We start from the raw sequence: 26,555 nt of genomic DNA, 5'->3' as shown, positions 1-26,555 counted from the left end.
TCATCACAGGACAGCCGGTACCACAGCGCCGACACGCAGCGCCCCGCCGCAACTGATGACTTACGGTGTCTGAAGCGTACCGCTGTTTGGGTTTAGCATATTGCCGTTGGAATACAGTTGGCCGCTTCCCCCGCCGTTCAGCATCCCGCCGTTTAAATTAGGCAAAGGTTGCTCACCGCGGGGAAGGAGCTTTCCCGGCTGTGAATTCAGCACTCTGTTGTTGTTGTTCTGAATCTGATTTTGTAGGTTTTGCTGCTGTCGCTGCTGCTGAATTTGCATATCCTGACGCAGCATGCTCTGTTGTTGGGTTTGCCTGATCTGCATCTCCTGCTGCTGGCGCTGCTGGCTTGGGTTAAACATTCGCGCCTCGTTATTTTCGCGCTGCTGTTGCGGCGTTAGCGGTTGAGCCAGCGCGCTTAACGGCAGTAGTGCTGCGATAACTATGAGTGTTTTTTTCATCTTTATGCCCTCCTGCAATGCATTCCTTAAGTTTACTCGCTTTTTACCTGCGCGATGTTTTTTTAGCGGTTATGAACCAGGCTTAAGCGGGACAGAAACAGGAGAAAAAAATGAAGCAGTGGATTATTGCAGCAGCCCTGGGCGTGAGTTTCCAGTTAATGGCAGCACCACCGGTGTCTTATGGCGTGGAAGAGGATGTGTTTCACCCTGTGCGGGCGGAAAACGGCATGGTTGCCTCTGTGGATGCTACTGCCACCCAGGTTGGCGTAGATATCCTTAAGCGCGGCGGAAATGCGGTGGATGCCGCTGTGGCGGTAGGGTTTGCGCTGGCGGTTACACACCCGCAGGCGGGCAACCTTGGCGGCGGCGGTTTTATGCTGTTGCGTACCGCAGCGGGTAAAACAACCGCCATTGACTTTCGCGAGATGGCGCCTGCCCGGGCTTCGCGCGATATGTTTCTGGATGCGCAGGGGAATGCCGACAGCAAAAAATCGCTGACCTCGCATCTGGCTTCCGGCACGCCGGGCACGGTGGCCGGGTTTGCGCTGGCGCTGGAGAAATACGGCACGCTGACGCTTAATCAGGTCATAACGCCAGCCATCAGGCTGGCACGCGACGGTATTATCGTAAACGATGCGCTGGCAGATGATTTAAAGCAGTACGGCAGCGAAGTATTGCCGCAGCACGCCAACAGTCGGGCGATTTTCTGGAAAAACGGCCAGCCGCTGACGAAGGGCGACAGGCTGGTGCAAAAGAACCTCGCAAAGAGCCTGGAAATGATTGCCGAACTTGGCCCGGATGCGTTCTATAAGGGCGCCATTGCAAAACAGATTGCGTTTGAAATGGAGGAAAACGGCGGGCTTATCGATATGATCGATCTGGCAAACTATAAAGCCGTGGAGCGCGCGCCGGTAAGCGGCAGCTATCGCGGTTATCAGGTGTATGCGATGCCGCCGCCCTCTTCGGGCGGGATTCATATCGTGCAGATACTGAATATCCTGGAAAACGTTGACCTGGCGAAGTATGGCTTTGGCAGCGCAAATGCTATGGCGCTGGTGGCTGAAGCGGAAAAATACGCTTATGCCGACCGTTCGCAATACCTGGGCGATCCGGAATTTGTGAAAGTACCGTGGCGGGCGCTAACCAGCAAAGCTTACGCCAAATCTATCGCGCAGCAGATTGACATCGATAAGGCGAAGCCGTCCACGCAGATAAAACCCGGTAACCTTGCGCCTTATGAAAGCGAGCAGACTACGCATTTCTCCGTTGTGGATAAAGATGGTAACGCGGTAGCGGTAACCTATACGCTCAATACCACATTCGGCAGCGGTATTGTGGCCGGTAACAGCGGCATTCTGCTGAACAACCAAATGGATGACTTTTCAGCGAAACCAGGAACGCCCAACGTCTACGGGCTGGTGGGCGGCGAGGCCAATGCGGTAGCGCCGCGTAAGCGGCCGCTGTCATCGATGTCGCCGACGATTGTTGTTAAAGAAGGTAAAACCTGGCTGGTCACCGGCAGCCCGGGCGGGAGTCGTATTATTACTACGGTGCTGCAAATGGTGCTTAACACCGTTGATTTCGGTATGAATGTGGCTGAAGCCAGCAGCGCGCCGCGTTTTCACCACCAGTGGCTGCCCGATGAGCTGCGGGTTGAAAAAGGCTTCAGCCCCGATACGCTGAAGTTACTCAGGCAAAAAGGCTATAAGGTGAGCGTACAGCCGGCGATGGGCAGCACGCAGAGTATTATGATTGCGCCGGACGGCAAGCTGTTTGGCGCCTCCGATCCACGAACGCAGGGCTCTCTTAGCGCAGGCTACTAGGCTGGTGTCCCTTAATCCTCATGATGCTGACGCTGAGCGAAAAACCGGCTGGCAAGGCGCAGGGCAGAGCGGCCCTCAGCTCAGGCCCAACAGCGCAGTCGGCGGGTTTTTCGCACGCGCCCCGCAGGCATCCATGCTGGATTAAGGGACACAGCCTGGCGCCAGGTCAGGCTATGGGCTTGCCTCAGTTTGTTTGCGAAGAGGGGAAAAGGTGATTTTGCCTTTTGTGAAGCTCGGTCGGAAAACCTGCGTTGGTTTTCCGGGCGCTGTGGGCCGAAGGCGTTTGTCAACGGCCCTCGGCCAGGTCGCGCGCCTGTCGGGTAATCACAATGTTATCTACCCGCCTGAAGATAAAGCGCCCTGGCGTCAACGTCCGGCACATGCCGGCTAATCAGGCCATGTAGTTTTTACCGTAGATAAAACCCCTTAGTCATCATTGACTTTTACCCCGAAATTCACCGCATTTTTTTCAAAAAAGATCTGGACACATGCGAATGATAATGATTATTATTGTCATGCGTTCAGGGATACCGTCACGGCGTAAACCTGATCAGCACGACATTGCTCACATTGCTTCCAGTATTATCTTAGCCAGCCAGGTGCTGGCTTTTTTTTTACCTTCGTCTCTTCCGCGACCTTATTTCGGTGTTTGCGGGCCGTGTGCCGCAACGGTTACCTCTACTTTCTTTTATCTCCCATCCCGGCGCGCCTGCTTTCGTTCATAATTTTTGAACAGAGGCGACAATTTTCACCCCCTATCATCCTGCTGACTTCGGGTACACACTGAGTCATCACTGAATTTCCGGGAGGTACACCATGATTTACTTGCGTAAAGCTCACGAACGCGGCCACGCCAGTCACGGCTGGCTCGATAGCTGGCATACTTTTTCATTTGCTGACTATTACGATACGAATTTCATGGGCTTCTCCGCGCTGCGCGTCATTAATGAAGACGTGATAGCGGCGGGGCAGGGATTTGGCGCGCACCCGCATAAGGACATGGAAATTTTGACCTATGTACTGGAGGGCGCGGTAGAACATCAGGACAGCATGGGCAATAAAGAACAGGTGCCCGCCGGTGAGTTCCAGATTATGAGCGCCGGTACCGGGGTGCGCCACTCAGAGTACAACCCAGGCGCCGATATGCCGCTGCGTCTTTATCAGATTTGGATTATCCCGGAGAAAACCGGCATTACGCCGCGTTATGAGCAGCGCCGCTTCGATGCGTCGCAGGGCCGCCAGTTGGTGTTATCGCCGGATGCCCGCGACGGCTCACTGAAAGTGCATCAGGATATGGAGCTGACGCGCTGGGCGCTGGCTAAAGATGAACAATCAACATATCCCATTGCGGCTAACCGCCGCGTGTGGATTCAGGTGGTGAAAGGCGAAATCGCTGTTAATGGTACTAAAGCCCGCGCCAGCGACGGGCTGGCAATCCAGGATGAGCCAGCGATTTCGATACGCGCCGACAGCGCCAGCGAAGTGCTGTTGTTCGACCTGCCGCCGGTTTAAGCGGCGTAAGAATACCGCCGGGGCGTAATAATAGCATGCGCCCGGCGGCGTGCATTGTGTTCCACCTTCCCCTTAACAGGGGAAGGTTGTGTTATGTCCGTGCTACACTGGCGCGATAATCATAGTGTAAGCGCTTCAGGATGATGAAAAAGAAAAGACCCGTACTTCAGGACGTTGCTGACAGGGTTGGCGTCACAAAAATGACGGTCAGCCGTTTTTTGCGTAACCCGGAACAGGTCTCGGTTGCGCTACGCGGTAAGATAGCCGCTGTTCTGGATGAACTGGGCTATATTCCCAACCGTGCGCCGGATATCCTCTCTAACGCCACCAGCCGCGCCATTGGTGTGTTGCTGCCCTCTCTGACAAACCAGGTTTTTGCCGAAGTATTGTGCGGCGTGGAAAGCGTGCTTGATGCGCACGGCTATCAGACCATGCTTGCGCACTATGGCTATAAGCCGGAACGGGAAGAGGAGCGCCTGAAGTCCATGCTTTCCTGGAATATAGACGGCCTTATTCTCTCTGAGCGTACCCACACCCCGCGTGCGCTAAAAATGATCGAGGTGGCCGGGATCCCGGTTGTGGAACTGATGGATAGCGTTTCGCCGTGCCTCGATATTGCCGTGGGGTTTGATAATTTTGAAGCGGCGCGCCAGATGACGGCGGCCATCCTTCAGCGCGGACGGCGCAATGTCGCCTATCTCGGCGCGCGCCTTGATGAAAGGACTATTATAAAACAGCAAGGCTATGAACAGGCAATGCGCGATGCGGGTCTTGTGCCTTACAGCGTCATGGCGCAACGATCTTCGTCCTATTCGTCAGGTATTGAGTTGTTCCGCCAGGCAAGGCGCGAATATCCGCAGTTAAACGGTATTTTCTGTACTAACGATGACCTGGCGGTTGGCGCTGTGTTTGAATGCCGCCGTCTGGGCCTGCGTATCCCCGACGATATGGCGATTGCCGGCTTTCACGGCCACGATATCGGTCAGGCGATGGAGCCCCGGCTGGCGAGCGTGCTGACGCCGCGCGAACGTATGGGCCGCCTCAGCGCCGAGCGCCTGCTGGCGCGTATCCGCGGCGAAACCGTTACGCCTCAGCGCCTTGACCTGGGCTTTACGCTTTCGCCTGGCGGGTCGATATAATCCCTATTATTTGAAGTAGTTCACACTTATTAACCCGCAGGGCGGCGGATTGTTGCTTCCTGTACTAGCGAGTCCGACAATGTTACCGATAACGGTTACCCGTAACATTGCGGTGGAAAACGACGTTTTTCGCCGCTTCTCCCTTTCGTGTCAGTTGGAGTCATTTTATGAGCACTACCAGTCACGATCACCATGTTTACGTCCTGATGGGCGTATCCGGTAGCGGCAAGTCCGCCGTTGCCAGCGAGGTTGCGCACAGACTGGGCGCCGCCTTCCTGGACGGTGATTTTTTGCACCCGCGTTCTAACATCGCCAAAATGTCCGCCGGCCAGCCGCTGAATGATGAAGACCGTATTCCGTGGCTGAAGGCCCTTAACGACGCCGCGTTTGCCATGCAGCGTACGAATAAAGTGTCGCTGATTGTCTGCTCGGCGTTAAAAAAGCGCTACCGCGACCTGCTGCGCGACGGTAATCCCAACCTCTCTTTTCTCTATCTGCGAGGGGATTTTGATCTGATAGCCAGCCGCCTGAAAGATCGTAAAGGTCACTTCTTCAAACCGCAGATGCTGGTCACCCAGTTTGAGGCGCTGGAAGAGCCAGGCGCGGACGAAAGCGACGTGCTGGTTGTGGATATTAATCAACCGCTTGACGATGTTGCGGCCAGCGCCATCGCCCTGATCGAAAATAACTAAAAGAAGGGTATATTTTGAGCACATTAACGTTAGTTCTGACGGCGGCAGGATCGGTTTTGCTGCTGCTGTTTTTAGTGATGAAGGCACGTATGCACGCCTTTATTGCTTTAATGGTGGTGTCTGTTGGCGCAGGTCTTTTTTCCGGTATGCCGCTGGATAAAATCGCGCTGACCATGCAAAAGGGGATGGGCGGCACGCTTGGGTTTCTGGCGGTTGTTGTGGCGCTGGGCGCCATGTTCGGCAAGATCCTGCATGAAACCGGCGCGGTGGATCAAATTGCCGTGAAGATGCTGAAATCTTTCGGGCACAGCCGCGCCCACTACGCGATTGGCCTGGCGGGGCTGATTTGTGCGCTGCCGTTGTTTTTTGAAGTGGCGATCGTATTGCTGATTAGCGTGGCGTTTTCGATGGCGCGCCATACCGGCACCAACCTTGTAAAACTGGTGATTCCGCTGTTTGCAGGCGTGGCGGCGGCGGCGGCGTTTTTGCTGCCGGGGCCTGCGCCAATGCTGCTGGCCTCGCAAATGCACGCTGACTTCGGCTGGATGATCCTCATCGGCCTGTGCGCGGCTATTCCCGGTATGCTGATTGCCGGCCCGCTGTTTGGGAATTTTATTAGCCGCTATGTGGAGCTGAATATCCCGGACGACATATCTGAACCGCACCTGGGCGAAGGCAAACTGCCCTCGTTTGGCTTCAGCCTGTCGCTGATTTTGCTGCCGCTGGTGCTGGTGGGGCTGAAAACCATCGCTGCGCGCTTTACCGTGGAAGGGTCGATGCTGTACCAGTGGCTGGAGTTTATCGGCCATCCGTTTACCGCCATTTTGGTCGCGTGCCTGGTGGCGATGTATGGCCTGGCAATGCGCCGGGGTATGCCGAAAGAGCGCGTGATGGAGATCTGCGGCCATGCGTTGCAGCCAGCGGGCATCATCCTGCTGGTGATTGGCGCAGGCGGCGTTTTTAAACAGGTGCTGGTGGATTCCGGCGTCGGCCCGGCGCTGGGCGAGACGCTGACCGGTATGGGGTTGCCGGTTGCTGTAACCTGCTTCGTGCTGGCGGCGGCGGTGCGCATTATTCAGGGGTCTGCTACCGTAGCCTGCCTTACGGCGGTTGGTCTGGTGATGCCGGTGATTGAGACGCTGCACTACAGCGGCGCGCAGCTTGCCGCGCTGTCTGTCTGTATTGCCGGTGGTTCTATCGTCGTCAGCCACGTCAACGATGCGGGATTCTGGTTGTTCGGTAAGTTTACCGGCGCAACGGAAGCCCAGACGCTGAAAACCTGGACATTAATGGAGACCATCCTCGGCACGGCGGGCGCCATTGTCGGGATGATTGCGTTTAGTTTATTGTCGTAACGCCGCTGTTTTTCTAAAGAAAACCCAATAATTGTTTTTCCGCTTATATCCACAAAGCGGGCAGGCCCACGTTTTTGCCCGCTTTGTCAATAATCCCGCCGCCCTTGCCTTCATCCTGCGCCAGGGCCTATCCCCGCATCCACGTGCGAATTCCGTCCAGGAACATCTGTGTCGCCAGCATCACCAGAATCAATCCCATCAGGCGCTCCAGCGCGTTGACGCCTTTTTCACCCAGCAGGCGTAAAAACAGCGACGACTGGAGCAAAATGGCCGCCGTGCCGCCCCAGGCAATGAGCAGCGCGATAGTCAGCGAACCCATCTGGCCTGGATACTGATGGGAAAGCAGCATCAGCGTTGCAAGCAGCGTTGGCCCGGCCACCAGCGGAATCGCCAGCGGTACGATAAACGGCTCTTCACCGGCGGGCAGGCCGCTGGCGTTCCCCTCATGGCTGGGGAAGATCATTCGGATAGCGATCAGAAACAGAATAATACCGCCGGAAATTGATACGGTTTCAGCGCGCAAATTCAGGAATGCGAGGATTTTCTCGCCGGCAAACAGGAAAACGAGCATCAACGCCAGGGCGATGAGCAACTCGCGGATCATAATTGCCCGCCGCCGCTTTGGTTCCGTATGTTTCAATACCGACATAAAAATGGGTAAATTACCCAGCGGATCCATAATCAAAATCAGCAGTACTGCCGCGGAAATAATGTCATTCATAAAAAACCTGTACCCCTGAGATAAGCGCCGTTGCTAATGGCGCGACATATATTGATTAATTTCACTTGCGACTTTGGCTGCATTTTGTATGTTGAAAGACTACCAGTAACACTGCTGGGATGCACAGAACGTACTTACCTCTCAGGAATGACTTGCTATGAAAAATGTTGGTTTTATCGGCTGGCGCGGCATGGTTGGCTCCGTGCTGATGCAGCGCATGGCGCAGGAGCGCGACTTTGACGCCATCCGCCCTGTTTTTTTCTCCACTTCCCAGCACGGCCAGGCGGCGCCCACGGTCGGCGGCCAGAGCGGTACGCTGCAGGACGCCTGTGATATTGAGGCGCTGAAGGCGCTGGATATTATCGTAACCTGCCAGGGCGGCGATTATACCAATACTATTTACCCGAAGCTGCGTGAAAGCGGCTGGCAGGGTTACTGGATTGACGCGGCTTCCTCGCTGCGAATGAAAGACGATGCGGTCATTATTCTCGACCCGGTGAACCAGCGCGTAATAGACGCAGCGCTCAACCGCGGCGTGAAAACCTTCGTTGGGGGTAACTGTACCGTAAGCCTGATGCTGATGTCGCTCGGCGGCCTGTTTGCTGAAAACCTCGTGGACTGGGTGTCCGTCTCCACGTACCAGGCGGCGTCCGGCGGCGGCGCGCGTCACATGCGCGAACTGTTGGTACAGATGGGCATGCTGCACGCAAGCGTTGCCCATGAGCTGCAAAACCCGGCTTCCGCCATTCTGGATATTGAACGCAACGTTACCGAACTGACCCGCAGCGGTACGCTCCCGACCGATAATTTCGGCGTTCCCCTGGCCGGCAGCCTGATTCCGTGGATTGATAAGCAGCTTGATAACGGCCAGAGCCGGGAAGAATGGAAAGGGCAGGCGGAAACCAACAAAATCCTTGGCGCCGCTCAGCCTGTTGTTGTTGATGGACTGTGCGTGCGCGTTGGCGCGCTGCGCTGCCACAGCCAGTCGTTTATGCTGAAGCTGAAAAAAGACGTATCCGTCGCAAGCGTTGAACAACTGCTGGCCTCTCATAATGACTGGGTGAAAGTGGTGCCAAACGATCGCGAGCTGACCATGCGCGAGCTGACGCCTGCCGCTGTCACCGGTACGCTGACCACGCCGGTTGGCCGCCTGCGCAAGCTCAACATGGGCCCGGAATATCTCTCGGCCTTCACCGTTGGCGACCAGTTGCTGTGGGGGGCCGCCGAGCCGCTCAGACGTATGCTGCGCCAACTGGCCTGATCGCTTTGTGTCGCTTACTGAAGTTACGCGGAATATTCCGCGTAACGCGTTTGATAAACGCCGGTATGCGCGGCTTCGGCCCGAAATGTCAGAGAAATAAATAACATCAACGAATTGTTTTTTACCCGTTAGCGGCAACGAGGATAAAACCCCGTTTTTTCCTTTTTTGTGGTAAGCAGGAAAAAACAATGCATTGACCTTCTTTACTTTTTTATTGTATTTCATCCTTCCTGACTGCGACAGGATAGGGTTTGTCAGCAGTCTCAGCGGGCCATATGGCCCGCTTTACGCGCCTCACCATTTTTCCTGCCTGACCGGTCTGCCTCGGATTACACCGCTAAACAAATCGTGGCTTGCTCACGCAAAAAAATGTTTCACGCGGGAACTTGCAGGCCTGGCGTGATAACCCCTGCTCTTTTTTTGCGTTTTAATAATTTTTGTTAAAGAAAACCTGTTTTTACCGCGACGCCTGCCAGCCGTTGACTATGCTTTTTAACGAGACGGAAATCGCCCACGAGGGCCTTTTACGCATTAAGCGATTTCCGCACGCCATCGCATAACTCAGTAACGGTGACGTTTGCTGTACGCCAGCGGCATGCGCTGGCGATGCGCGCCCATAAAACAGGATAATTAAGCATGTCTGTTCGTGCACAAAAAGAGGTTATTGAGGCATTAATCGCCGGTCACTTTGCCGACCCGTTTTCAGTGCTGGGAATGCACAAAACAGCATCAGGGCTGGAGGTGCGCGCGTTACTGCCAGACGCCACCGAAGTCTGGGTTATCGAATCCAAAACCGGGCGTAAGGCAGGCAAACTGGAATGCCTGGACTCGCGGGGGTTTTTCAGCGCCGTACTGCCGCGCCGCAAAACTCCGTTTCGCTACCAGTTGGCGGTGCTGTGGCACGGCCAGCAGAACCTGATTGATGACCCTTACCGCTTTGGCACGCTGCTGCCGGAACTGGATAGCTGGCTGCTGACTGAAGGCACCCATCTGCGCCCCTGGGAAACGCTGGGGGCGCACCCGACCACGCTTGACGGCGTTTCCGGCACCCGCTTTGCCGTATGGGCGCCAAATGCCCGGCGCGTTTCGGTCGTCGGGCAGTTTAACTACTGGGACGGGCGCCGCCACCCGATGCGCCTGCGTCGCGAGAGCGGTATCTGGGAGCTGTTTATCCCCGGCGCGTGGCCAGGCCAACTGTACAAATTTGAGCTGATCGACGTAAACGGCGAGCTGCGCATTAAAGCCGATCCTTATGCCTTTGAAGCCCAGATGCGTCCGGATACGGCGTCGATGATTTGCGGCCTGCCGGACAAAGTCGCCCCTAACCCGGCGCGTCAGCGCGCCAGCCAGCTTGACGCGCCTGTCTCCATTTATGAAGTGCATCTCGGCTCGTGGCGACGCCACACCGACAACAACTTCTGGCTCAGCTACCGCGAGCTGGCAGAGCAGCTTATTCCCTATGTCAAAGAGATGGGGTTTACCCACCTTGAACTGCTGCCGGTAAGCGAACATCCGTTCGACGGCAGTTGGGGATACCAGCCGCTGGGCCTCTACGCGCCGACCCGGCGCTTCGGCACCCGCGATGATTTTCGCGACTTTATTAACGCCGCACACGCCGCCGGGCTTAGCGTTATCCTTGACTGGGTGCCGGGGCACTTCCCTTCCGATGATTTTGGCCTGGCGCGCTTTGATGGCACGGCGCTTTATGAACACAGCGACCCGCGCCAGGGATTCCACCAGGACTGGAACACGCTTATCTACAATTACGGTCGCAATGAGGTACGTAACTACCTTATCGGCAATGCCCTGTACTGGTCTGAGCGCTTTGGTATTGACGCTTTGCGTGTGGATGCGGTGGCGTCGATGATCTACCGCGATTACAGCCGTGAGCAGGGTAACTGGGTGGCGAATGCCAACGGCGGGCGCGAAAACCTGGAGGCTATCGCCTTCTTGCGTGAAACCAACCGTATCCTCGGCGAGCAGACGCACGGCACGGTAACCATGGCCGAAGAGTCTACCGATTTTGTGGGCGTATCCCGGCCGCCGTCGATGGGCGGGCTGGGGTTCTGGTTTAAATGGAATTTAGGCTGGATGCACGACACGCTCGACTACATGAAACTCGATCCGGTCTATCGGCAGTACCACCATGACAAAATGACTTTCGGCATGTTGTACAACTACAGCGAAAACTTCGTGCTGCCGTTGTCGCACGATGAAGTGGTGTACGGCAAAAAATCGCTACTTGACCGGATGCCGGGAGACGCATGGCAAAAATTCGCTAACCTGCGTGCCTATTATGGCTGGATGTGGGCATTCCCGGGCAAGAAACTGCTTTTTATGGGCAATGAATTTGCGCAGGGGCGCGAATGGAACCACGACATCAGCCTCGACTGGCACCTGCTGGAAGGCGGTGACAACTGGCACCACGGCGTGCAGCGGCTGGTGCGCGATTTAAACACCGCTTATCGCCGCCACAGAGCATTGTATCAACTCGATTTTGACCCCTACGGTTTTGAATGGCTGATAGTCGAAGACAAGGCTAATTCGGTATTTGTGTTTGTACGCCGCGACGCCGAAGGTAATGAAATTATCGTTGCCAGCAATTTCACGCCGGTGCCGCGCTATGCGTACCGCTTCGGTGTTAACCAGCCGGGCCGATGGCGAGAAATTATCAATACCGATTCCTTTCATTATCACGGCAGTAATGCGGGCAACAGCGGGCGCGTTTGCAGCGAGGCCGTCGCCAGCCACGGGCGTGAGCACTCGCTGAGCATTACGCTGCCGCCGCTGTCCACTCTCTGGCTGGTTCGGGAGGAAGAAACATGCATCTGACCCCCGGCCAGCCAACGCCAGCCGGCGCGTGGTTTGACGGCAAAGGCGTTAATTTCACGCTCTTTTCCGCCCATGCGCAACAGGTGGAGCTATGTCTGTTTGATGCTAACAACAACGAAACCCGCCACCTGCTTACGGGGCGCAGCGGCGACGTCTGGCATGGCTATCTCGCTGGCGCGCGCCCCGGGCTGCGCTATGGTTATCGTGTGCATGGCCCGTGGGCGCCGGCAAAGGGGCATCGCTTTAATCCGGCGAAGCTGCTGATTGACCCCAACGCCCACGCGGTGGAAGAGGGCATCGTTGACGACCCGCTGCTGCACGGCGGTTTTGATACGCCAGATCCGCGCGACAGCGCATGCGTGGTGCCGAAATGTATCGTGGTCTCGGACAGCTACGACTGGCAGGGTGACGCGCCGCTGCGCACGCCCTGGGGCGAAACGGTGATTTACGAAGCGCACGTGCGCGGGTTGACGATGCGCCACCCGGCCATTCCACAGGCGCTGCGCGGCACGTGGGGCGCGCTCGGCCATCCGGTCATGATTGATTATTTTAAGCGGCTGGGTATTAGCGCGCTGGAGCTGTTGCCCATCTCGCGCTACGTCAGCGAGCCGCGCTTGCGCCAGTCAGGGCTAACCAACTACTGGGGCTATAACCCGCTGGCATTCAGCGCGCTGGAGCCGCGCTATAGCATGAGCGGCGATCCCTGCGCGGCGCTGGATGAGTTTCGCGATGTGGTTAAGGCGCTGCATCGCGCGGGCATTGAGGTCATCCTCGATATAGTGCTTAACCACACGGCGGAGCTGGATCTGGAAGGGCCGACATTCTCCCTGCGCGGCATCGACAATCGTAGCTACTACTGGCTACAGGATAACGGCGATTATCAGAACTGGACCGGCTGCGGCAATACGCTAAATCTCAGTTCCCCGGCCGGGGTGCGGCTGGCGGTAAGCTGTCTTCGCTGGTGGGTGGATCATTGCCATGTGGATGGGTTTCGCTTCGATCTCGCCACGGTCATGGGGCGCACGCCGGCATTTCGCCGCGATGCTCCCCTGTTTGAGGCGATGCGGCGCGATCCGTCGTTGGCCCATATCAAACTTATCGCCGAGCCGTGGGACGTGGGTCCCGACGGTTACCAGTCAGGGAATTATCCACCGCCGTTTGCTGAATGGAACGATCGGTTTCGCGACGGCCTGCGGCGCTTCTGGCTACAGCGGACGTTGTCGCGCGGTGAACTGGCAAGCCGCTTCGCCGCCTCCAGCGATCTGTTTGCTCACGACGGGCGCTTGCCTGGCGCTTCCATTAACTTCGTCACCGCCCACGATGGTTTCACTTTGCACGACTGCGTGAGTTTTAACGACAAGCACAACGAGGCCAACGGCGAAGAGAACCGAGACGGCAATAACAGCAACTTTAGTTTTAACCACGGCGTGGAGGGGCCGAGCGCGACGCTGTCGGTTATCGAGCGGCGTCGCGCCAGCGTACACGCGCTGCTGGCTACGCTGCTGTTATCCCAGGGCACGCCGATGCTGCTGGCCGGGGATGAACACGGCCACAGCCAGCATGGCAACAATAACGCTTTTTGCCAGGATAACGAGCTGACGTGGCTTGACTGGACGCAGGCTAACGCCGGGCTGACGGCATTTACCGCCGCGCTGATCCGCCTGCGCCGCCAGATCCCGGCGCTGACTGCCGAGCGCTGGTGGCAGGAGGGCGATGGCAGCGTGCAGTGGCTGAATGCGCAGGGGCAGCCGCTGGCGGGAAACGACTGGCGGCGCGGCGCGCCGGTTATGCAGATCCTGCTTTCCGGGCGCTGGCTGCTTGCGCTCAATGCTACTGCTGAAGTGGTCGATATCACGTTACCCGAAGGGGAGTGGCGCGCCGTACCTCCCTTCGCCGGGGAAGATAATCCGGTGGTAACGGCTGTATGGCATGGTCCCGCGCGCGGAGTGTGCGCATTTCACAAGTCATAAAAGGAGTCGGTCATGGTCAGGCTGGAAAAAGATGATTCAATGATGCTGGCACGTCAGCTTCCGCTACGTTCGGTTGCGCTGATACTGGCAGGCGGGCGCGGTACGCGCCTGAAAGATCTTACCGCGACCCGTGCTAAACCGGCGGTACATTTTGGCGGCAAGTTTCGCATTATCGATTTCGCGCTCTCTAACTGCATCAATTCGGGTATTCGCCGCATCGGTGTTATTACCCAGTATCAGTCGCATACGCTGGTGCAGCATATACAGCGCGGCTGGTCGCTTTTTAAAGAAGAGATGAATGAGTTTGTCGATCTGCTGCCGGCGCAGCAGCGGATACACGGGGAAACCTGGTATCGCGGCACGGCTGACGCCGTTACCCAGAATCTGGACATCATTCGCCGCTACCGCGCCGACTTCGTGGTGATTCTGGCCGGGGATCATATTTATAAGCAGGATTACTCGCGCATGCTTATCGACCATGTGGAGAAAGGCGCGCGCTGTACCGTTGCCTGCCTGCCGGTGCCGCTGGCGGAAGCGACCGCCTTTGGCGTTATAGCGGTCGATAAAGATGAGCGTATCGTTGATTTTGTTGAAAAACCGGCGCAGCCGCCCTCTATGCCCAACGATCCCGCGTGTGCGCTGGCGAGTATGGGTATTTACGTGTTCAACGCCGATTACCTGTACGCGCTGCTGGAGGAAGATGATAACAATCCCCACTCCAGCCATGACTTCGGTAAGGATATTCTGCCGCGCGTTACCCAGGCCGGCGAGGCTTTTGCTCACCCGTTTCCGCTTTCTTGCGTGCAGTCAGATCCGCATGCGCCCTCGTACTGGCGTGACGTTGGCACGCTGGAGGCTTACTGGAAGGCGAACCTCGACCTGGCGTCGGTCTCGCCGGAGCTGGATATGTACGACCGTAACTGGCCGATTCGCACACATATGGAGTCGCTGCCGCCCGCCAAATTCGTGCAGGACCGCTCCGGTAGTCACGGTATGACCCTTAATTCACTGGTATCCGGAGGCTGCGTCATCTCCGGCTCGGTCGTGGTGCAGTCGGTGTTATTCCCCAGAGTGCGCGTAAATTCGTTTTGTAATATCGATTCGTCGGTGCTGTTGCCCGACGTCGCCGTCGGCCGCTCCTGTCGACTTCGACGCTGTGTTATCGATCGCGCCTGCATCCTGCCGGAAAGTATGGTTATTGGTGAAAATGCGCAGGAAGACGCGCGCCGCTTTTATCGTTCAGAAGAGGGCATTGTGCTGGTAACGCGGGAGATGCTCGCAAGGCTGGAACACTGATTCGGCCCTGCACGGCGCACGCCGGACAGCGCACATAATGACAGTTCGTCACGCCGCTTGCGGCGTGTGTTAAACGGGAGCAATAATGCGGGTTTTACATGTCTGTTCTGAAATTTTTCCGCTGCTGAAAACAGGCGGCCTGGCGGACGTCATTGGCGCGCTCCCTGCCGCGCAGATTGCCTGCGGCGTAGAGGCGCGCGTATTGCTGCCTGCGTTCCCTGATATACGGCGAGGTATCGCCGACGCCCAACTGGTGGCCTGTCGAGACACCTTTGCCGGGCGGATGTCGCTGCTGTACGGCCATTTCAACGGCGTAGGGATTTACCTTATCGACGCGCCGCATCTCTACGACCGCCCCGGCAGCCCGTATCACGATACGCATCAAAATGCCTATAGCGACAACGTATTGCGCTTTGCATTACTCGGCTGGGTTGGCGCGGAAATGGCCTGTGGCCTGGATCCGTTCTGGCGGCCCGATATTGTACACGCCCACGACTGGCATGCCGGCCTTGCGCCCGCTTACCTGGCCGCGCGCGGCGGCCCGGCGCGCGCGGTGTTTACCGTACATAATCTGGCCTATAAGGGACAGTTTTATGCCCATCATATGAACGACATTCAACTGCCCTGGTCATTTTACAATATGTACGGGCTGGAGTTTCACGGCCAGATCTCCTTTCTCAAAGCCGGGCTGTATTATGCCGACCACATCACTGCCGTCAGCCCTGGTTACGCGCGAGAAATTACGCAACCGCAGTTTGGCAATGGGCTGGAAGGGTTACTGAGTCAGCGCCACAGCGAGGGGCGGCTGTCCGGGATCCTCAACGGGGTGGATGAAAATATCTGGGAACCGGCGCACGACCTGCTGCTGGCCGCACGCTATAACCGCGACACGCTGGATGAAAAAGCGGAGAACAAACGCCAGCTTCAGGTGACGATGGGGCTTAAGGTTAACGAGAAAGCGCCGCTGTTTGCGGTAGTCAGCCGGCTTACCAGCCAGAAAGGGCTGGATTTGGTGCTCGAAGCGCTGCCGGGGCTGCTGGAGCAGGGCGGGCAACTGGTGTTGCTTGGCGCGGGCGATGCGGTGTTGCAGGAGGGTTTTCTGGCCGCCGCCGCTGAGCACCCGGGGCAAGTGGGCGTGCAGATTGGCTATCATGAAGCCTTTTCTCACCGCATTATGGGCGGCGCCGATGTTATCCTGGTGCCGAGCCGTTTTGAACCCTGCGGTCTGACCCAGCTCTACGGGCTGAAATATGGCACGCTGCCGCTGGTGCGCCGCACCGGCGGGCTGGCGGATACGGTATCAGACAGTTCGCTGGAAAACCTTGCTGACGGTATCGCCAGCGGTTTTGTATTTGAAGACAGCAATGCCTGGTCGCTGCTGCGCGCTATCAGGCGAGCGTTTGTGCTGTGGTCGCGCCCGTCGCTGTGGCGCTTTGTTCAGCGCCAGGCGATGAGTATGGATTTTAGCTGGCAGGTGGCAGCGAAGTCCTACCACGATCTTTATCAACGTTTGTTGTAACTTTTTCAGGAACGACCGATATGAACGCGCCTTTCAGCTACGCTTCACCCACGGTCAGCGTTGAGGCGCTGAAAAACTCTATTGCCTATAAGCTTATGTTTACGCTTGGCAAAGATCCGGCTATCGCCAACAGGCACGAGTGGCTGAACGCCACGCTGTTTGCGGTGCGCGACCGTATGGTGGAGCGCTGGCTGCGCTCCAGCCGGGCGCAGTTGTCGCAGGAGGTGCGCCAGGTCTATTACCTGTCAATGGAGTTTCTTATTGGCCGCACGCTGAGCAATGCGCTGCTGTCGCTTGGTATTTACGACGAAGTTAAAAGCGCGCTGGATGAAATGGGGCTGGATCTGGAAGCGCTTATTGATGAAGAGAACGACCCCGGCCTTGGCAACGGCGGCCTTGGGCGGCTGGCCGCCTGCTTTCTCGACTCGCTGGCGACCCTACAACTGCCGGGGCGCGGCTACGGCATTCGCTATGAATACGGCATGTTCCGCCAGAATATTATTGATGGACGCCAGAAAGAGTCGCCGGATTACTGGCTCGAATACGGCAACCCGTGGGAATTTGAGCGTTACAACACCCGCTATAAGGTACGCTTCGGCGGTCGCGTTCAACTGGAAGGGAAAAAGACCCGCTGGGTGGAAACGGAAGAGATAATTGCCGTCGCGCACGATCAGATAATCCCCGGTTACGATACCGATGCCGCTAACACGCTCAGGCTGTGGCGCGCGCAGGCCAGCAGCGAAATCAACCTCGGCAAGTTTAACCAGGGCGACTATTTCGCCGCCGTGGAGGATAAAAACCATTCCGAGAACGTTTCCCGCGTACTTTATCCGGATGATTCCACCTACTCCGGGCGCGAGCTGCGGCTGCGGCAGGAGTATTTCCTGGTGTCCGCAACGGTGCAGGATATTCTGCATCGCCACTTTTCGCTGCATAAAACCTATGCCAACCTGGCGGATAAAATCGCCATTCACCTTAACGACACTCACCCTGTGCTGTCGATTCCCGAATTGATACGCCTGCTTATCGATGAGCACAAGTTCAACTGGAACGATGCGTTTGAGGTGGCCTGCCAGGTGTTCTCCTACACCAACCATACGCTGATGAGCGAGGCGCTGGAAACCTGGCCGGTGGATATGCTCGGCAAAATTTTGCCGCGACACCTGCAGATTATTTTCGAAATTAATGATTACTTCCTGAAAACGTTACAGGAGCAATATCCCAACGATATTGGGCTATTGAGCCGTGCCTCGATTATAGATGAAAGCAACGGGCGTCGGGTGCGTATGGCCTGGCTGGCGGTAGTGGTAAGCCATAAGGTAAACGGCGTATCCGAGCTGCACGCCAGTTTAATGGTGCAGTCGCTGTTTGCTGATTTCGCCCGCATCTTTCCCACGCGCTTTTGCAACGTCACCAACGGCGTAACGCCGCGCCGTTGGCTGGCGCTGGCCAACCCGCCGTTGTCAGACGTGCTGGATAATAATATCGGCCATACCTGGCGCACCGATCTGAGCCAGCTTGACGAACTGAAGCCGCGGCTTGATTATCCGGCGCTAAATGAAGCCGTGCGTGAAGCTAAGCTGGAAAACAAACGGCGCCTGGCGGGCTGGCTCGCCGCACATATGAATATGGTAGTCAATCCGAACGCGCTGTTCGACGTGCAGATAAAGCGCATTCATGAATACAAGCGCCAGTTGATGAACGTGCTGCACGTCATTACCCGCTATAACCGTATTAAGGCTGATCCCGATGCCGACTGGGTGCCGCGCGTGGTGATTTTTGCCGGTAAAGCGGCGTCAGCGTACTACATGGCCAGGCATATTATTCATTTTATCAACGATGTTTCGCGGGTAATAAATAACGATCCGGTAATTAACGATCGGCTGAAGGTGGTGTTTATCCCTGACTACAGCGTTAGCCTTGCGCAACTGATCATCCCGGCGGCGGATCTTTCAGAACAGATCTCGCTGGCAGGCACTGAGGCGTCCGGCACCAGCAACATGAAGTTTGCGCTCAATGGCGCATTGACCATCGGCACGCTGGACGGCGCTAATGTTGAGATACGCGAGCATGTCGGCAAGGAGAATATTTTTATTTTCGGCAACACCGCAAAAGAGGTGGAGCAACTGCGCGCGCGTGGCTACAGCCCGCGTGAATATTACGATAGCGACGAAGAGTTGCGCCAAGCGCTCACCCAGGCCGGCACTGGCGTATTCAGCCCCGATGAGCCGGAGCGCTATCGCGACCTGGTGGATTCGCTGCTGAATTTTGGCGATCGCTATCAGGTGTTGGCGGACTATCGCAGCTACGTTGATTGCCAGGATAAGGTGGATGCGCTTTACCGCCAGCCTGAGCTATGGGCCAGCAGCGCGATGCACAACATTGCCAATATGGGGTATTTTTCATCTGACAGAACCATTCAGGAATACGCGAAGCAAATCTGGCATATTGATCCGGTGAGATTGTAGGCCTGCGCGGTGGGCTTTTGGCCGGGGATTAGCGCCTGGTTCTGCCTGAGTGCCAACGGCGTCCGGCCGCTTAACGCGCTTTATGGGTGGCGAACGATCAAAGCGGGCGAAGCGTGTTTTTGGCCTCTTTATGGCGGTTGGCCGAAAAGCAGTGATTGGTTTTTCTGCTTTAGGTGGCTGACATTTGAGACTGTCGGCAAACCCCCATCCTGACTGCGACAGGATGAATGAAAAACTATAAAAAATAAATAAAATCAAAGCATTGATTTTCGCCTGCTTACATTAAAGAAGGAAAAACCTCGTTTTTTCCTTCTTTGTCAACAATCTGAAAGCCGGGGCCTGGCCCGGCTTTGCTGTTTGATCCGGGCGCGTTTATGACGCCAGCGATAGCTCATCCTGGCTGGCGTGGCGGTCGAGCCAGCCGGCGACCTGCGCTTTCTGCTCGTCGCTCAGCCACATGCCCAGCTTGGTGCGCCGCCAGATAGCGTCGTCAAGCTGGCGCACCCACTCATGTTCCACCAGATAACGCAGTTCGGCTTCGTAAAGCTCATGACCGAAGTGCTCGCCCAAATCATTAAGCGATGAGACGCCGGCGAGGAGCAATTCGCTGTTGCTGCCGTAGGTGCGCGCATAGCGGCGCGCCAGCGATTCGCTCAGAAAAGTATGGCGGTTGCGCAACAGGGCGGCGTAGTCATCGCGATCGCCGTGGATATCGCCGCCAGGCAGTACGCCGGTTTTCGTCCATGCCGGGCCGATATTGTCATAATAGCGCGCCAGTTTATCCATTGCGTGTTCGGCCAGCTTACGGTAGGTGGTCAGCTTGCCGCCGAACACCGACAACAGCGGCGCTTTGCCGTTCTCGTCATGAATATCAAGCGTGTAATCGCGCGTGATGGCCTGCGGGGAGTCGGATTCATCGTCGCACAGCGGGCGCACGCCGGAGTAAGTCCAGACGATATCGTCCCGGCTGAGCGGCTTTTTAAAGTGCGCGTTATAAACATTTAACAGGTAGTTAATTTCGTTATCGTCAATCTTTACGTGGTGCGCAGAGCCGTGATACTCCACGTCGGTGGTGCCGATAATGGAGAATACGTCCAGCCACGGGATAACAAACACAATACGCTTATCTTCATTTTGCAGTATGTAAGCCTGCTTTTGCGTATGTACGCGCGGCACCACAATATGGCTGCCTTTAATCAGGCGGATGCCGTATGGCGACGGCAGATGCAGGCTATCGTCAAAGAATTGTTTTACCCACGGGCCGGTTGCGTTGACCAGCCCGCGCGCCTGCCAGGTGTGGCGCTTGCCGGTATCGATATCTTCGGCTTGCACAATCCATATGCCGTTTTCACGGCGCGCCGACGTTACCCGGGTGCGGGTCAGCACGTTACCGCCTTTGCGCGTGACCATTTGCGCGTTTGCGAGCACCAGGCGGGCGTCGTCAACCCAGCAGTCAGAGTATTCAAAGCCGCGCACGATTTCAGGTTTAAGCACCGAATTGGCGCCGAAACGCAAACCGTTGGAGCCTGGCAGGCTGGTGCGCTTGCCGAGATGGTCGTACATAAACAGGCCGATACGGATCATCCATGCCGGGCGCAGGTGCGGGCGGTGCGGCAGGCGAAAGCGCATTGGGAAGGCGATGTGCGGCGCCAGCTTCAGCAGCACTTCGCGTTCGGCCAGCGCTTCGCGCACCAGCCGGAATTCATAGTGTTCCAGATAACGCAGGCCGCCGTGAATCAACTTGGAGCTGGCGGAAGAGGTGGCGCTTGCCAGATCCCCGGCTTCCAGCATTAATACGCTAAGCCCGCGTCCGGCGGCGTCTGCCGCGATACCGGCACCGTTGATGCCGCCGCCTATCACAATCAGATCTTTCGTTTCCATGCTGCCTCGCGTACTTTCGTTAAAGCTCATTAATGTTCGTTAACGCTCATAATAGCAGGCGAACGCGCTTTTGGTAACCATAAAAAAACATTTTCGCGTGATGAAGATAACATTATGGCCGTTTTTAGCGCTGGCGCGACGGCGCGGGCAAGCCGGGGGCGGCGGTTTCTGTTACCATCATGGCAGCGATTTGCGCGCCTGCTGGCGGGTAAACGGCCTGCAACATAATAATGAGAGACGTTATGGACCATTTCGAACCTATTTCCGTTGAAGACGCGCGCCAGCGCCTGGCGCAGCAGAGCGCCGTGCTGGTGGATATCCGCGACCCGCAGAGCTATGCGCTCGCGCACGTGCCGGGGGCCTATCATCTCACCAGCGACTCGCTGGCCTCCTTTATGCAGCAGCATGATGTCGATACGCCGGTGTTGGTGATGTGCTATCACGGCATCAGCAGCCAGGGCGCGGCGCAATACCTGCTCCAGCAGGGTTTTGACGCCGTTTACAGCGTTGACGGCGGTTTTGACGCCTGGGCGCGCCGCTTCCCGGAACACGTGTCGCGCAGCGCCGGTTAATCGCCGATGCGGGCGATGTAATGGTCAGTTAGACTTCCCCCTTTTATGTGGAAAAATACGGCGAAAAACCTGTGTTAATGATTACTTCTTTTGATAACCCGCGCATGGCGCAGGCGTTTGTGGACTACATGGCGACTCAGGGCGTAACGCTCACGCTGCAACACCACGGGCGCGCCGATGTCTGGCTTGCCGATGCCGCCGAGGAGGCGCGGGTGCGGGCCGCGCTGGCGCACTTTCTGGCGCATCCGGACGATCCGCGCTATATGGCCGCAAGCTGGCGCACCGGCCAGACGGACAGCGGTATGGCCTATGGGCGCTACCCGTTTTTCGCCACGCTGCGCGCGCGCGCCGGCCCGTTTACCTTTGTGATTATCGCCGCCTGTATTGCGGTGTTTATCATTCAGAAAATTGTGGGCGACCAGACCGTCATGCTGCGCCTGGCGTGGCCGTTCGATCCGGCGCTGCGGTTTGAAGCGTGGCGTTACTTCAGCCACGCGCTGATGCACTTTTCACTGCTGCACATACTTTTCAATCTGATGTGGTGGTGGTATCTCGGCGGTGAGGTGGAAAAACGCCTTGGCAGCGGCAAGCTGATTGTGCTGACGGTGATATCCATGTTGCTGAGCGGCTATATCCAGAACTACTTTAGCAGCCCGTGGTTTGGCGGGCTATCCGGCGTGGTTTATGCGCTGATGGGCTATGTCTGGCTGCGCGGCGAGCGCGATCCGGCCAGCGGTATCCGGCTGGAGCGTGGGATGATTATCTTTGCGGTGCTGTGGATTGTGGCCGGTTGGCTTAACTGGTTTGGTTTTAACATGGCAAACGGCGCGCACGTGGCCGGGCTGTTGGTGGGGCTGGCGATGGCGCTGGTGGATACCCGCCATGCGCGAAAACGAACATAAATCAGGAGCGGTAGTGTGAAGCAAACGCAACGACATGACGCGATTATCGAGCGCGTGAAGCAGCAGGGCTATGTCAGCACTGAAGAACTGGTGGAGCAGTTTGCCGTCAGCCCGCAGACAATTCGCCGCGATCTCAACGATCTGGCCGGGCAGAACAAAATTATGCGTCACCACGGCGGCGCGGCGCTGCCCTCCAGCTCCGTTAATACGCCCTGGCATGACCGTAAAGCGACGCAGACTGCCGAAAAGGCGCGCATCGCTCGCCGCGTAGCAAGCCAGATCCCCAACGGCGCGACGCTGTTCATTGATATTGGCACCACGCCGGAGGCGGTGGCGCATGCGCTGCTGGATCATGAAAACCTGCGCGTGGTAACCAACAACCTTAACGTGGCGAACACGCTGAGGGTAAAAGAGGATTTCCGTATTATCCTCGCAGGCGGCGAGCTGCGTAGCCGCGACGGCGGCATCATTGGCGAAGCCACGCTTGATTTCATCTCCCAGTTTCGTCTCGACTTCGGCATTCTTGGCATCAGCGGCGTGGACAGCGACGGTTCGCTGCTGGAGTTTGATTATCACGAAGTGCGCACCAAGCGCGCGATTATTGAGAACTCGCGCTACGTCATGCTGGTGGCCGATCGCTCCAAATTCGGGCGAAACGCGATGGTTAATATGGGCAGTATTACGCTTGTGGATGCGGTCTACACCGACGCGCCGCCGCCGGAAGGGGTTATGCAGGTAATTGGCGCGAACAGCGTGCATCTGGAGCTGTGTTGACGCCTGGCGGAAAAAGCGTGTGTTTTACATCGCTTTTATGAAACGTTTGGCTATGGCTAATTGATTAATTCACATAGAATTATTTCCTGAATCCGTTGTGGCCCGGCGTAGCGTGCGGCCACGCAGCGTAAAGACATAAGGAAAGGTCGATATGAGCCATTCTCAGGGGTGCGAGTTTTGCCGCCGTCGCGGTCTGGCGCTACTGCCTGTGCGCCCGGCGTTGAAAGGCGAGGGGGACTGCGGCCCGGGTTGCCTGAAACTATAACGCCGCCGCTTGCCCTACAGGGCGAAACCGCCTGGGCGGCCCGCCTGCTGCGTGAAGGTTTTTTATATATCTGGGATGAGCAGGCAAGCCGCTGGAGCGGCTATTTCTGCACCTGCGAAGGTTTTTTTTATCCGCTATCGCTGGAGAACGGCGCGCCGCCTGCGGTTGTAAGCGGCAGAATCAAACCCTGCATCACTGAGCCGCTGGAGCTGGCGCGCGCTTCTCTGATCACATTGCCCGTAAGGCCGGCGCCTTTTCAGAACGGGGTTTTCTGGTTTGCCTGGAGCGAAGTGGAATGGACGGATGCGGTGCGCAAGCGGCATGAGGCGGCGGCGTACCGTGAACGGTATATGCAGCGCTTTGACATGGCGCGCTGGCTTGCCAGCGGGCAGGCCGACAATGTGGTTCCAATAGCAACGTTATCGCAAACGGTAGCGGAATACAGCGAAGAGGCTGAACGCAGTGAGATGCGGGCATGGTCGCCCACCCCCTGGAAAAATGCCACCGCTTTGGATGGCGCCAACCTGTTACTGGCGGCGCAATCGCTGTCGCCGGGACAGGGGGGCATTATCATGCTGAGCGATCCGGTTGCGACGGTGCAGGAAATCAGCACGCTGATAAATTACCGTTTAACCAGCCGCTTTAGCGCCAGCCCGGAGTTTGAGCGCGGCCTGGCGCTTACTTCGTTGCTGTCCGGTCTTAAGGAGGCGATGTGTACACAGTTTGCCCGCGATATTCTGACCCAAAACGAGCAGGCTGAAATCAGCACGCGCTACGGCGGCGAAAGCGCCGGCGGCATAGCGCGCCCGCCTTTACCTGCGCACGCCAGCGCCCTGCATGCGCTTAACGACAGTATGCTGCAAACACACGTTAATGCACGCTGGGCAAACTATGAAAAATACATTGATCGCGATAAGGAACGTGAATTCCTTGAACGCTATGACAGCGCTTTGCGGGAGTACGACGCCCGCGTTATCTCCCCCATGACGGATATGTATCTGGCGTGGTTGAAAAGCGACGCGCTACAGGATTATTTGGATCATAACTTCGACCAGCGGGATATCGTGAGCGGGGCGGTGTTTATACAGGCAGTGACCGACTGCGTGGACGGCATGCTTGATAAAAAAGGCGCGTCGGATTACTTCTGCGAGCAGCTAAGCCAGCCAACGATCGCCGCCCGTAATATCCTGCTGCGGGCAACGGTGGCCAATAATGCGGCCTGGCAGCAGCAGATTAACCACGCGGTTTCGGCCGGCCGTTATGATGATTTACCCTGGGATAAACTGGCCGATGGCTATAAAGATATCACCGGCCAGATGAAAGACGGTATTACGCTGGGGATTGAAACCTACCTCAGTACGGTAAGCAGCGTGCTGCTGGGCGTTGCGCGTAAAACCGTTGATGGCGTGCTGTTGCCCGCTATGGTAGCGATGGCGGCATGCGGCGGTTATGCCCTGAGAACCGTAACGCTGACCGGCGAAAGAAAATATTTTATTAATGCGGTGCTGGAACAACTGGCCAAAATGACCGACCCGGATATGCGCATTGCCCCGTCGCGCGTGCGGCATTATGTGGATATTGAAATGCGGCGTATGAAAATTACCGGTATGGCGGTAGAGGGTACGCAAAAAAGTAAGTTTATCGTCATGATTGACGTGAATGAAGCCATGTACGCGCAGTCCCTGCCGGAGCCGGAGCGGTCAAAGGCGCTGGCGAAAGCGATCCGTTCGCCGCAAGAGATAAAGGATACGATTTTTCCCGGCAACTGGCACCGCAGGCTGGCCGTGGCGCAGGGGGTGAAAGCAGGCCGCGTGGTGAGCGATGTCGCGGCAGCCGTGCCGCTGGCAGGCGGAATTTTATCAATGATATTGCAGTGGAATGCCGTTATTGGGGCCGGTATGCCAAAAGACCTGCTGACGGAAAAAGACAGCAAGTTTGTGGCCAATATTATCTCGTCCATTGGCGCATCGGCAGACGTGCTTGATAGCGCGTGGCGGAATTTCCGCGCAATCCGTATTCGCGGTGCCGTTAGAATATTATACGGGGCAAAGGTTGAGCGGTTTATTACTGTCATATTAGAAAGAACGATACGTACTGGTGCCGCGGCGGGAATCGTGGCTGTTTTATGGGATGGGTGGCATGCATTGTCAGCTTTTTCCAATAGAGAAATTGGGTTAGGGATGATTTATTTAACTTCTACTGTTTCTGGTGCTCTTTTATGGGCGTTTGCAATGAAATGGTTAATGCTGGGGCCTGTAGGGATATCTGTTTGTTTACTGCTAATTTTTAGTTCAGCTATTTATCTTATTTCAAATCAGAACGATGCTATCCAAAAATGGTTGGCGGCTATGTGGTGGAGGAAAATACCCCCTGAAGATAAAAATATCCCCGTGAAAATGTTAAATAGCAAAATGGAAATGGATGAGTTTTACAAATTATTGCAGCAAGGGGGTTAGCGAATATGATGAACTATACCGGGCTGTTTACACCCTATAAACTAAACCGGCCTTTGACGCGGCAGGAAAAAGACGGCCAGTTTCGCCAGGGGCGGCGGCGAAACGTTCAGTATATTATGGATGAGAACTCGGTTGTCAGAATGAACTCGGTTTACCTTGAAACCGTGTGCAAGTATTACTCCGGTACGGGTATAGCCAGTTCCATGATTGCAGTATTATATTTTGGTTTTCTTATCATGTTTGTATTTGCATTCGCCCGGTCTGTATATAACTCTCATTTTTCATGGACAGGATTTGCTTTCGCTCTGGGTTTTATTTCGTTTTTCTTATATTTTCTGGGCAAACTACTTCGCAAGGAATGGTTTCGTAAAACCCACTATCCAATCCGTTTTAACCGCAAAANAACGGCCAGGTGCTGAGCGCGCCCTGGGCCGAGGTGTTTTTTACCCGCGCCACCCCTGGTGGCGCCATACCATCCTGGGGTATTGACGGGCATATTCTGGCGCAGGATGGGGAAACGGTAGTCAACACCTTTAGCCTGGCGGTATCGGTAAGGGGCAGTTCAAAGCTGCTGAGCGAATACTGGGAATTTATCCGCTGCTATATGGAAGAAGACTGTGTGGAAGACCTGGCGGAGCTGGTGGCGCTGTGCCCGCCG

The 26,555-nt window shown here is 56.4% G+C and carries 19 protein-coding genes; 16 read left to right on the top strand and 3 right to left on the bottom strand.

All coding sequences use genetic code 11. The features are described from left to right. Positions 1 to 60: 60 nt before the first annotated feature. The gene (locus tag JJB97_RS15135; RefSeq protein ID WP_238714856.1) at positions 61 to 459 is read right to left on the bottom strand and encodes a DUF2756 domain-containing protein; all 399 of its coding nucleotides are present in this window, start codon (positions 457 to 459) and stop codon (positions 61 to 63) included. A gap of 110 nt (positions 460 to 569) precedes the next feature. Here JJB97_RS15135 and ggt point away from each other — a divergent pair, with 110 nt between their 5' ends. From ggt to gntU, 5 genes are all read left to right on the top strand, one after another. Then, positions 570 to 2,282, top strand: coding sequence for a gamma-glutamyltransferase (gene ggt / locus JJB97_RS15130; RefSeq protein ID WP_238714855.1), 1,713 nt, complete (start codon positions 570 to 572; stop codon positions 2,280 to 2,282). 816 nt (positions 2,283 to 3,098) lie between these two features. Then, entirely contained in the window at positions 3,099 to 3,794 is a 696-nt protein-coding gene (locus JJB97_RS15125) for a pirin family protein (protein WP_238714854.1), read from the top strand. Positions 3,795 to 3,937: 143 nt separating this feature from the next. Beyond that, positions 3,938 to 4,933, top strand: coding sequence for a gluconate operon transcriptional repressor GntR (gntR, locus tag JJB97_RS15120; protein ID WP_238714858.1), 996 nt, complete (start codon positions 3,938 to 3,940; stop codon positions 4,931 to 4,933). A 167-nt stretch (positions 4,934 to 5,100) separates the two neighbouring features. Next, positions 5,101 to 5,625: a gluconokinase gene (gene gntK, locus JJB97_RS15115; protein ID WP_238714853.1), complete on the top strand. Its 525-nt coding sequence runs from the start codon at positions 5,101 to 5,103 to the stop codon at positions 5,623 to 5,625. Between the two features lie 14 nt (positions 5,626 to 5,639). Further along, positions 5,640 to 6,980 (top strand): gluconate transporter, encoded by a 1,341-nt coding sequence (gene gntU, locus JJB97_RS15110; RefSeq protein WP_238714852.1) that lies wholly within the window; start codon positions 5,640 to 5,642, stop codon positions 6,978 to 6,980. A 127-nt stretch (positions 6,981 to 7,107) separates the two neighbouring features. Here the strand turns inward: gntU and JJB97_RS15105 are convergent, their stop codons facing one another. After that, on the bottom strand, positions 7,108 to 7,701 hold the full coding sequence (locus JJB97_RS15105; RefSeq protein ID WP_238714851.1) for a YhgN family NAAT transporter: 594 nt from the start codon (positions 7,699 to 7,701) through the stop codon (positions 7,108 to 7,110). Positions 7,702 to 7,858: 157 nt separating this feature from the next. Between JJB97_RS15105 and asd the strand changes: the two genes are divergently transcribed. The 6 genes from asd to glgP all read left to right on the top strand — a co-directional run bounded on the left by asd (position 7,859) and on the right by glgP (position 19,047). Continuing rightward, positions 7,859 to 8,962, top strand: a complete 1,104-nt coding sequence (gene asd, locus JJB97_RS15100; RefSeq protein WP_238714850.1) for an aspartate-semialdehyde dehydrogenase — start codon at positions 7,859 to 7,861, stop codon at positions 8,960 to 8,962. A gap of 636 nt (positions 8,963 to 9,598) precedes the next feature. Further along, complete coding sequence (gene glgB, locus JJB97_RS15095) at positions 9,599 to 11,794, top strand: 1,4-alpha-glucan branching enzyme (protein WP_238714849.1); 2,196 nt, start codon at positions 9,599 to 9,601, stop codon at positions 11,792 to 11,794. Next, entirely contained in the window at positions 11,785 to 13,764 is a 1,980-nt protein-coding gene (gene glgX / locus JJB97_RS15090) for a glycogen debranching protein GlgX (protein WP_238714848.1), read from the top strand. The genes glgB and glgX overlap by 10 nt, the downstream gene beginning before the upstream one ends. Before the next feature lie 12 nt (positions 13,765 to 13,776). Further along, a complete protein-coding gene (gene glgC, locus JJB97_RS15085; RefSeq protein WP_238714847.1) occupies positions 13,777 to 15,060 on the top strand; it encodes a glucose-1-phosphate adenylyltransferase in 1,284 nt (427 codons plus the stop codon). Positions 15,061 to 15,145: 85 nt separating this feature from the next. Further along, positions 15,146 to 16,579, top strand: coding sequence for a glycogen synthase GlgA (gene glgA / locus JJB97_RS15080; protein WP_238714846.1), 1,434 nt, complete (start codon positions 15,146 to 15,148; stop codon positions 16,577 to 16,579). A gap of 20 nt (positions 16,580 to 16,599) precedes the next feature. Continuing rightward, positions 16,600 to 19,047: a glycogen phosphorylase gene (gene glgP, locus JJB97_RS15075; RefSeq protein ID WP_238714845.1), complete on the top strand. Its 2,448-nt coding sequence runs from the start codon at positions 16,600 to 16,602 to the stop codon at positions 19,045 to 19,047. Positions 19,048 to 19,419: 372 nt separating this feature from the next. Here the strand turns inward: glgP and glpD are convergent, their stop codons facing one another. Further along, entirely contained in the window at positions 19,420 to 20,928 is a 1,509-nt protein-coding gene (glpD, locus tag JJB97_RS15070) for a glycerol-3-phosphate dehydrogenase (protein WP_238714857.1), read from the bottom strand. Between the two features lie 242 nt (positions 20,929 to 21,170). Here glpD and glpE point away from each other — a divergent pair, with 242 nt between their 5' ends. From glpE to JJB97_RS15045, 5 genes are all read left to right on the top strand, one after another. Further along, a complete protein-coding gene (gene glpE, locus JJB97_RS15065) occupies positions 21,171 to 21,500 on the top strand; it encodes a thiosulfate sulfurtransferase GlpE (protein WP_238714844.1) in 330 nt (109 codons plus the stop codon). A gap of 71 nt (positions 21,501 to 21,571) precedes the next feature. Beyond that, positions 21,572 to 22,402 carry a rhomboid family intramembrane serine protease GlpG gene (glpG, locus tag JJB97_RS15060; RefSeq protein WP_238714843.1) on the top strand — a complete coding sequence of 277 codons (831 nt, stop codon included), beginning with the start codon at positions 21,572 to 21,574 and terminating at the stop codon, positions 22,400 to 22,402. 15 nt (positions 22,403 to 22,417) lie between these two features. Further along, positions 22,418 to 23,176, top strand: a complete 759-nt coding sequence (locus JJB97_RS15055) for a DeoR/GlpR family transcriptional regulator (protein ID WP_238714842.1) — start codon at positions 22,418 to 22,420, stop codon at positions 23,174 to 23,176. Between the two features lie 249 nt (positions 23,177 to 23,425). Beyond that, the gene (locus JJB97_RS15050; protein ID WP_238714841.1) at positions 23,426 to 25,897 is read left to right on the top strand and encodes a T6SS effector BTH_I2691 family protein; all 2,472 of its coding nucleotides are present in this window, start codon (positions 23,426 to 23,428) and stop codon (positions 25,895 to 25,897) included. Positions 25,898 to 26,309: 412 nt separating this feature from the next. Then, positions 26,310 to 26,555: DUF6708 domain-containing protein (locus JJB97_RS15045; RefSeq protein WP_317981371.1), on the top strand; the 246-nt coding region annotated here is incomplete at its 3' end.

The organism is Tenebrionibacter intestinalis (assembly GCF_016632365.1).
In the GTDB taxonomy this organism is placed as follows: domain Bacteria; phylum Pseudomonadota; class Gammaproteobacteria; order Enterobacterales; family Enterobacteriaceae; genus Tenebrionibacter; species Tenebrionibacter intestinalis.
Note: the sequence above shows the minus strand (reverse complement) of the source record. Positions and strands in the feature narration are given on the sequence as shown.